Source organism: Streptomyces sp. B1866 (genome assembly GCF_031932565.1).
GTDB lineage: Bacteria > Actinomycetota > Actinomycetes > Streptomycetales > Streptomycetaceae > Streptomyces.
In genome coordinates, this window is record NZ_JAVSCF010000265.1 from 1 (window position 1) to 8665 (window position 8665).

8 protein-coding genes are annotated in these 8665 nt (G+C 72.9%); 3 read left to right on the forward strand and 5 right to left on the reverse strand.

What is annotated here, in order from left to right; genetic code table 11:
• A partial coding sequence (locus tag RKE29_RS25075; protein ID WP_312007902.1) for an Rv3235 family protein occupies nt 1-489 on the forward strand: 489 nt, incomplete at its 5' end.
• A gap of 16 nt (nt 490-505) precedes the next feature.
• Here the strand turns inward: RKE29_RS25075 and RKE29_RS25080 are convergent.
• Both RKE29_RS25080 and secA read right to left on the reverse strand, forming a co-directional pair.
• Nucleotides 506-670 carry a hypothetical protein gene (locus RKE29_RS25080; RefSeq protein WP_312007903.1) on the reverse strand — a complete coding sequence of 55 codons (165 nt, stop codon included), beginning with the start codon at nt 668-670 and terminating at the stop codon, nt 506-508.
• Nucleotides 671-883: 213 nt separating this feature from the next.
• Nucleotides 884-3709 (reverse strand): preprotein translocase subunit SecA, encoded by a 2826-nt coding sequence (gene secA, locus RKE29_RS25085; protein ID WP_312007904.1) that lies wholly within the window; start codon nt 3707-3709, stop codon nt 884-886.
• A 275-nt stretch (nt 3710-3984) separates the two neighbouring features.
• On the opposite strand from secA, the gene RKE29_RS25090 reads away from it, so the two are divergent.
• Nucleotides 3985-4572 carry a GNAT family N-acetyltransferase gene (locus RKE29_RS25090; RefSeq protein ID WP_312007905.1) on the forward strand — a complete coding sequence of 196 codons (588 nt, stop codon included), beginning with the start codon at nt 3985-3987 and terminating at the stop codon, nt 4570-4572.
• A 116-nt stretch (nt 4573-4688) separates the two neighbouring features.
• The gene (locus RKE29_RS25095; RefSeq protein WP_312007906.1) at nt 4689-5891 is read left to right on the forward strand and encodes a crosslink repair DNA glycosylase YcaQ family protein; all 1203 of its coding nucleotides are present in this window, start codon (nt 4689-4691) and stop codon (nt 5889-5891) included.
• A 201-nt stretch (nt 5892-6092) separates the two neighbouring features.
• Here RKE29_RS25095 and RKE29_RS25100 read toward each other — a convergent pair whose 3' ends face one another.
• From RKE29_RS25100 to RKE29_RS25110, 3 genes are all read right to left on the reverse strand, one after another.
• Nucleotides 6093-6836 carry a response regulator transcription factor gene (locus RKE29_RS25100; protein WP_312007907.1) on the reverse strand — a complete coding sequence of 248 codons (744 nt, stop codon included), beginning with the start codon at nt 6834-6836 and terminating at the stop codon, nt 6093-6095.
• 245 nt (nt 6837-7081) lie between these two features.
• Nucleotides 7082-7780: a ribosome-associated translation inhibitor RaiA gene (gene raiA, locus RKE29_RS25105; RefSeq protein ID WP_312007908.1), complete on the reverse strand. Its 699-nt coding sequence runs from the start codon at nt 7778-7780 to the stop codon at nt 7082-7084.
• A 374-nt stretch (nt 7781-8154) separates the two neighbouring features.
• A partial coding sequence (locus tag RKE29_RS25110; RefSeq protein ID WP_312007909.1) for a phosphoribosyltransferase family protein occupies nt 8155-8665 on the reverse strand: 511 nt, incomplete at its 5' end.

Sequence of the window (8665 nt, forward strand, 5' to 3'; positions counted from 1 at the left end):
CGTCCCCGCGCCGCGGCCCCGGGAGCCGCGGCGCGCGCGGCGGTCACGGCGGGCGCCAGGACCTCCCCGACGGGCGCGCGGACGGCCGGGACGGGTGCGCAGACGGCCAGGCCGAGCGCGGCGGCGGCCGCGGCGGCACGGCTCAGGGAGCGCGAGCGGATGCCGCACTACTGGTTCGCCCACCGCCTGCTGCTCGCGCTGAGCGGCCAGCGGCCCGTGCACACGCTGCTCGGGCACATCCTCTCCGACGCCTATGACCGGCTCGCCGCGCTGGCGCCCCGGACGCCGCTGCGGCCCGCCGACGGCCGTCGCGAGGCGCCCTGGGTGCGGGACTGCGGGCAGTACCAGCCGCGCGCGGGGGTGATCGAGGCGTTCGCCCGGATCGCCTCCGGCGACCGGGTCAGGGCGCTGGCCTTCCGGCTCGAACGGGGCGCCGACGACCGCTGGCGCTGCGCCGCGTTCGACATCGGCTCGCCACCGCCGTTCTAGATGATCTCTATCGGTCTCAGTGATCGACATGGATCATCCAGGCCCGGCCGGCCTGGCCCTCGGCCCGTACGGCCGGGTCCGGCCCGCCGAGCCTGCGGCCGTCGTCGCCGTTCGGCCGTCTCCGGCCGGGCCGCAGACGGCCGGAGACGGCCACCGGGACGGCGGCCAGGGCCCCGGGCACCCCGCCAGGTGCCCCGGCCGTACGGAGGCCGTACGAGCCGCACGGAGGCCGTACCGGCGGCGCCGGGCCCCGGGGACCGTAGAAGCCGTGTCCCGAGGCCGTACGGCCCGCCGGTCCCCGCCGCCGCCTCGCCGCCCGCCCCGGACACGCGCGCGGCCCGCGCGGCAGGCACCGCGCGGGCCGGACGTACCAGGGGCCGGAAAGGCCGCCGGGCTACTTCTTGCGGCGGCGGCCGCCGCGCGCGGCCTTGCGCCGCTGCGCGCGCCCCCCGGTGCTCGCCGGCGCGGGCTCCGCCTCCGCCTCGTCGCTGGTGAGGTCGCCCTCCACGACGCCGCCCTCGCCGTCCACCGTCGGCGCCGAGAAGTGCAGCCGGTCCGGGCGCTGCGGAGCCTCCAGGCCCTTGGCGTGGATCTCGGGGCGGGCGCCCGCCGCCGCCGGGACGGGGGCCTGCGGCTCCTCGCTCGGCGCGGCCAGCGCCTGGTCCTGGACGGGCACCTCCTCGACCTGCTGCTCGACCTGGACCTCCAGGTTGAACAGGTAGCCGATGGACTCCTCCTTGATCCCGTCCATCATGGCCTGGAACATGTCGAAGCCCTCGCGCTGGTATTCGACCAGCGGGTCCTTCTGGGCCATCGCGCGCAGGCCGATGCCCTCCTGGAGGTAGTCCATCTCGTACAGGTGCTCGCGCCACTTGCGGTCCAGGACGGACAGCACGACGCGCCGCTCCAGCTCGCGCATGATGTCGGAGCCCAGCTCCTTCTCCCGCGCGGCGTACTGCTCGCGGACGTCCTCCTTCACCGACTCGGCGATGAACTCGGCGGTGATCCCGGCGCGGTCGCCGGCCGCCTCCTCCAGCTCGTCGATGGTGACCTGGCACGGGTAGAGCTGCTTGAACGCGCCCCACAGCCGGTCGAGGTCCCACTCCTCGGCGAAGCCCTCCACGGTCTCCGCCTGCACGTAGGCCTCGATGGTGTCGTCCATGAAGTGCTGGACCTGCTCGTGCAGGTCCTCGCCCTCCAAGACGCGGCGGCGCTCGGCGTAGATGACCTCGCGCTGCCGGTTGAGGACCTCGTCGTACTTCAGGACGTTCTTACGGGTCTCGAAGTTCTGCTGCTCGACCTGCGACTGGGCGGAGGCGATGGCGCGGGTGACCATCTTGTTCTCGATCGGCACGTCGTCGGGCACGTTGGCCATCGCCATCACGCGCTCGACCAGCTGCGCCTTGAACAGCCGCATCAGGTCGTCGCCCAGGGAGAGGTAGAAGCGGGACTCGCCGGGGTCTCCCTGACGGCCGGAGCGGCCGCGGAGCTGGTTGTCGATGCGGCGCGACTCGTGCCGCTCGGTGCCCAGCACGTACAGCCCGCCGAGCTCCTTGACCTCGTCGAACTCGGCCTTGACCGCCGTCTCCGCCTTCTCCAGCGCGGCGGGCAGCGCGGCCGCCCACTCCTCGACGTGCTCCACCGGGTCCAGGCCGCGCCGCCGCAGCTCGGCCTCGGCCAGGTCGTCGGGGTTGCCGCCGAGCTTGATGTCGGTGCCGCGGCCGGCCATGTTCGTGGCGACGGTGACGGCGCCCCTGCGGCCCGCCTGGGCGACGATCTGGGCCTCGCGGTCGTGCTGCTTGGCGTTCAGCACCTCGTGCGGCACACCGCGCTTCTTCAGCAGCTGGGAGAGGTACTCGGACTTCTCCACGGAGGTGGTGCCGATCAGGACCGGCTGGCCCTTCTCGTGCCGCTCGGCGATGTCCTCCACCACGGCGTCGAACTTCGCCACCTCGGTGCGGTAGATCAGGTCCGACCGGTCGAGGCGGGCCAGCGGCCGGTGGGTGGGGATGGGGACGACGCCGAGCTTGTAGATCTGGTGGAACTCGGCGGCCTCGGTCATGGCCGTACCGGTCATGCCGGCGAGCTTGTCGTAGAGGCGGAAGAAGTTCTGGAGGGTGATCGTGGCGAGCGTCTGGTTCTCGTCCTTGATATCCACCCCCTCCTTGGCCTCGATCGCCTGGTGCATGCCCTCGTTGTAGCGGCGGCCGGCCAGGATACGGCCGGTGTGCTCGTCGACGATCATGACTTCGCCGTTCATGACGACGTAGTCCTTGTCCTTCTTGAACAGCTCCTTGGCCTTGATCGCGTTGTTCAGGTAGCCGACGAGCGGGGTGTTGACCGACTCGTAGAGGTTGTCGATGCCCAGCCAGTCCTCGACCTTGGTCACGCCCGCCTCGTGGATGCCGACGGTGCGCTTCTTCTCGTCGACCTCGTAGTCGCCGGTCTCCTCCAGGCCCTTCTGCAGGTTGGCGGCCTCGCCGCGGGTCAGCCGGGTGACCAGCTTCGCGAAGTCGGCGTACCACTTGGTCGCCTGGTCGGCCGGACCGGAGATGATCAGCGGCGTACGGGCCTCGTCCACGAGGATGGAGTCGACCTCGTCCACGATGGCGAAATTGTGCCCGCGCTGCACCAGCTCTTCCTTGGACCAGGCCATGTTGTCGCGCAGGTAGTCGAAGCCGAACTCGTTGTTCGTGCCGTAGGTGATGTCCCGCGCGTACTGCTCACGGCGCTGCGCCGGGGTCATGCTGGCCAGGATGCAGCCCACGCTCAGGCCGAGGAACTGGTGCACCCGGCCCATCCACTCCGAGTCGCGCTCGGCGAGGTAGTCGTTGACCGTGACCAGGTGCACGCCCTTGCCGGAGATCGCGTTGAGGTACGCGGGCAGGGTGCCGACCAGGGTCTTGCCCTCACCGGTCTTCATCTCGGCGACGAATCCCAGATGGAGCGCGGCACCGCCCATGAGCTGCACGTCGTAGTGGCGCTGGCCGAGCGCGCGCTTGGCCGCCTCGCGCACGGTCGCGAACGCCTCCGGCATCAGGTCGTCCAGGGACTCCCCGTCGGCGTACCGCTGGCGGTATTCGTCGGTCAGCGCCCGCAGCTCGGCGTCGGACAGATCCAGGAAGTCCTCTTCGATGGAATTGACCTGGTCCGCGATGCGGTGCAGCTTGCGCAGGATCTTGCCTTCGCCTGCACGCATGAGCTTGTTGAAGACGGACACGTGGGGTGGCTCCTTGCCGGTCGGGCCTGGCACGGTCGGGTGCGCTGGCGCGGCGTGTCAAGGGGCGCGGGCCCCGGCCGCAACGGCCATCGTAAGACAGTACGCCGCCACGCCGGGAGGTCCGTCGGTACGAAGGCCGGGTGTCACCTGACAGTGTCAACGTACGGGGAGCGGGCCGAGTGCCCGAAGGCCGCCGGTCAGCGGTCCGGGGCCGGGCCCGGCGGCCGGTGGAAATCCCCTCGCGGCCGACCGGGCCCGCACACCAGACTCGGTGCATGGAGCCTGTCACACTCACCACCGAGCGCCTGCTGCTGCGGCCCTTCGAGCCGTCGGACGTGTCCGCCGTGTACGCCGCCTGCCAGGACCCCGACATCCAGTACTGGACGGCCGTGCCCTCGCCGTACGAGCGGCGGCACGCGGAGGAGTTCCTGGGGCGGCAGTGCCCGGAGGGCTGGCGGGACGACACCGGGTACCACCTCGCCGTGGCCACCCGGGACACGGGCGTGCTGGTGGGGTCCATGGCGCTGGTCCGCCTGGAGCGGCTGCGCACGCCCGAGCGCCAGGCCGAGCTGGGGTACTGGACGGCGAAGGAGCACCGGCGGCGCGGGTACACCGCCGAGGCGGCCCGGGCGATGGTCGAGTGGGCCCTCACGGCGGTGGGCGTGGAGCGGCTGGAGTGGTGCTGCGAGGCGGGCAACGAGGGCTCCCGGGCGGTGGCCCTGTCGGCGGGCTTCCGAATGGAGGGTACGGACCGGGCGCGGATCGTGAGCGCGGGACGGCGCCGGGACGCCTGGCGGGGCGCGGTGCTGCCGTCGGACTGGGGGCTGCCGTCGACGACGCCGTACGAGCCGTACGCGCCCTGAGGCGCGGACCGGCCCCGCCGACCCCGACCGGGGGCCGCTGAGACGGACGGGCGCCGCTGAGACGCCGCACCCCAGGTCAGGGGCGTTGTCAGTGGGGGCGCCTAAGGTATCCGGACATGACGACTGCGACTGCGCGCGCCGCGTCCGCGGCTGCCCCGAAGCCCGAGGTCACCCTGTCCTCGGACGAGGCGAGGCGGCTGGCGCTACGCGCCCAAGGGATGCTCGGTGCCCCGGACCGGCGCGGCGGGGTGCGGGGCCTGCTGCGGCACCTGGGCGCGGTGCAACTCGACACGATCTCGGTGCTGGCCCGCTCGCACGAGCTGGTGCCGTACGCGCGCCTGGGCGCCGTCGGCCGCCCCGCGGTCGAGGCGGCGTACTGGACGGGGACCCACGCCTTCGAGTACTGGTCGCACGCCGCCTGCGTGCTGCCCATCGAGGAGTGGCCGCACTTCGCCTTCCGCCGCCGCGCCTACCGGAACCGGCCGCACTGGAGCCACGAGCTGCCGGACGGCGCGTACGAGACGGTGATCAAGCGGTTGCGCGAGGAGGGCCCGCTGACGGCGACCGAGCTGGGCGGTGCCAAGAACGGCGGGCCGTGGTGGGACTGGTCGGCGACGAAGGTCGCGGCCGAGCGCGCGCTGATGTACGGCGAGGTGGTGTGCGTCGAGCGGCGCGGCTGGAAGCGGGTGTACGACCTGGCCGAGCGCGCCGTGCCGGACGGCCTGCTGCACGACGACCTGGACGACGCCGAGTGCCTGCGGCGGCTCGTGCGGCTGGCGGGGCGGTCGCTGGGCGTCGGCACCAGGGCCGACCTCGCGGACTACCACCGGCTGAAGGGCGAGCAGGTGGACGCGGTGATCGCCGGCTCCGGCCTGGTTCCGGTGGCGGTGGCGGGCTGGGACCAGCCGGCGTGGGCGGACCCGGACGCGCTGGCCACCGAGCCGCGCGGCCGGCACCGCACCACCCTGCTGTCGCCGTTCGACTCGCTGATATGGGACCGGGCGCGCACGGAGCGGATCTTCGGATTCGCCCACCGGCTGGAGGCGTACGTGCCCCGGGCCGAGCGGGTGCACGGATACTTCGCCATGCCGCTGCTGGCGGGCGGCGGGCTGCTGGGCCGGGTGGATCCGGCGCGGGAGGGAAAGACCCTGGTGGCCAGGCAGGTGTCCCTCACCACGGCGAAGGCCGTACGACCCATGGCGCAGGCGCTGGCCGAGGCGGCCGAGTGGGTGGGGTGCGAGGCGGTGCGGGTGGAGCGCGTGGACCCGCCCGGTCTGGCGGCCGCGCTCACCTCGGCGCTGGCGGCAGCGACCGGCTGACATCCCCAGGGACGTGCCCGGCGGCTGCTCATCTGCGGTGCCGCCCGCTGCCGACGCCGGTCGTCCGCCAGGCCGTTCCGGAGCACCGGGGCGGGCCAGGCAGTCCGGCCGGGCGCCCGGGGCCGGGCGGGCCGGAGAGCCCGGGTCGGAGCCCGGCGGCCGGAGCGGACACCCCGCTCCGGAGGCCCCGCCCGCCACCCGTCACCGGATTTCGAGGATCTTCTCCCGCATCGCGTAGACCACGGCCTCCATCCGGGAGTGCAGCTGTAGCTTCTCCAGGATGTTGCGGACGTGGTTCTTGACCGTGTTCTCGCTGATGAACAGCTCTTTGGCGATGTCCCGGTTGTTCATACCGGTCGCGACCAGCTTGAGCACTTCCAGCTCGCGGTCGGTCAGCCGTGGCGCGGGGACCAGCCGCCGCTCGTCGGTACGCTGGATCATCGACTTGAACTCGGTGAGCAGCTTGGACGCCATCGACGGGCTGATCTGCGACTGGCCGTCGGCGACCGCCCGGATCGCCGTGGAGACCTCGTCGGTGGAGATCTCCTTGAGGAGGTAGCCCATCGCGCCCGCCTTGATCGCGTCGTAGAGGTCGGCCTCCTCGTCGCTGATCGTCAACATGATGATCTTGGCGCTGGGGGCCACCTCCTTGATGGCCGTGCACGCCTCGATCCCGCCGCGCTTCGGCATGCGGACGTCCATCAGGACGATGTCCGGCAGCAGGTCGGCCGCCTTGTCCACCGCCTCCGCGCCGTCCCCCGCCTCGCCGACGACCTCGATGTCCTCCTCGTGGGCGAGGACGATCTCAAGTCCTCGGCGGAAGAGCGCGTGGTCGTCCACCACCAGGACCCGGATCGGCTCCTTGCCCGGCTCGCCTCGGCCCGCGCCGGCCCCGGGGCCCCGGTCGTCATCCACGCCGGACGCGGGCCCGAAGCTGTCCGCCATCGTTCCTCCCCCTGAAGGCCATGGCCCTTGCGGTCTGCGCTGTGGTGCGCGGTGTGCTGCTCGATGCCAACCGGTCCGGTGGCGGCCCCGGTTGCCCTGCGGGCCATGATTCCATGCCGCGGCGGCGGAATGCCGCAGCCGTGGGCGCACGGTGGTGCCCCGGGGGGCGCATGGGCGCTCCGGGGCACCACCATGGCGTCACCGTGACGGGGCACGGTGTCCGGCCGCAGACCGGGCGGTCCTGTTCAGACGCCGAGCGCACCGCCCGCACCGCCCGGCTCCTCCTCGCCGGAGTAGGCGTCGGACGACAGGTGGATGACGCCGTAGTCGTAGCCGTGGCGCCGGTAGACGACGCTGGGCTGCTTGGTCTCGGCGTCGATGAACAGGTAGAAGTCGTGCCCGACCAGCTCCATCTCGTACAGCGCCTGGTCGAGGCTCATCGGTGCGGCCACGTGGGTCTTCTCCCGGACCACCAGGGGGCCCTCGCCCTGCACCTCCAGCGGGCCGGTGCGGGTGGTGGGCACCGTGGCGGCGGTCGGTCGGTGGGCGGTCTCGCCGGGCCCGGCGGGGCGTGGCGTCCCGGGGACGGCCCCGGCCATGTCGTATGCGGGAGCGCGGCCGTGGCCGCTGCCCCGGCGGGTGAGGCGCTTGTCGTGCTGCTTGCGCATGCGCGCCTCCAGCTTGCTGGCGGCCAGGTCCAGCGCCACATACGGGTCGGCGGCGGCGGCCTCGGCCCGGATCACCGGGCCACGGGAGCGCAGGGTGATCTCCACCCGGTCGGAGCGGTCGGCCTGACGCGGGTTGTGCTCCTTGGACACCTCCACGTCGAGGCTGATCACCTTGCCGTCGAGCTTCTGGATCTTCTCCAGCTTCAGCTTCTCGGCCACGTGCTTACGGAAGCGCTCGGGCACCTCTGTCTTGCGGCCCTTGACGACGATGTCCACGCAGAACTCCGTTCCCGGGTCGCTCCGTCACTCGTCCGGAGCGGATCCCTCTCTCATCAGACCCCGGAGTCCGGGGCTCCGACTTGACGGCTTGCACCCCTCCTCCCCCGTTCCGGACCTCCCCACCCCCTCGTGTTGGACGTTTCGACACTCCGCGTTCACGGGAATGCGGGCGGCGTACTGAGCGCCAAAGGGATATGCCACTCATAGCGGCCGCCATTCCTCACAACCGAACATAGCTCTCCGGGCGGCGTGTCGACACCCCCAACCGGCTCACGCCTGTGCCCGAACGGCTCTGGTCCGGCCCCCCTCTCCGGCACCTCGCCGCCCCCCGTGCTCCTGCCGCGTATTCCGCTCATCTCCTTTCCTTCTGCTCACCGCCTCTCCCGCGACCCGCCTGCTCGCCGACCAGCCCCCGCCGACCCGGGCCTGGCCGCCGGTCTCCCGGGAGCGTCTCCGACGGGAACTCCGGGCTCCCCGGGCTCCCCGGCCTCCCGGGGCTCCTCCACGAAGGACTCCCGGGGCGCGGAGATCACCGCCGCGCCGACGACCGGCCCGCTCACCGCCGCCACGGCGCGCGCCGCCTCCGCCAACGACGCCCCGGTCGTCATCAGGTCGTCCACCAGCACCACGCGACCGGTGGCCAGCAGCCGCCCGGCACCGCGGACCGGCTCCAGCGCCCCGGCGAGGTTGTCCCGGCGCTGCCGCGCGCCCAGCCCCGACTGGTCGCGCACCGTCCGCCGCTGCCGCAGGGCGGCGACCACGCACGCCGGCACCCCCTCACGCCGCAGCACGCCCGCCGCGGCGAGCGCCACGCGCCGCACCGGGTCGTGGCCGCGCGCCGCCACCGCGCGCGGCGCGGACGGCACGGGCACCAGCAGCAGC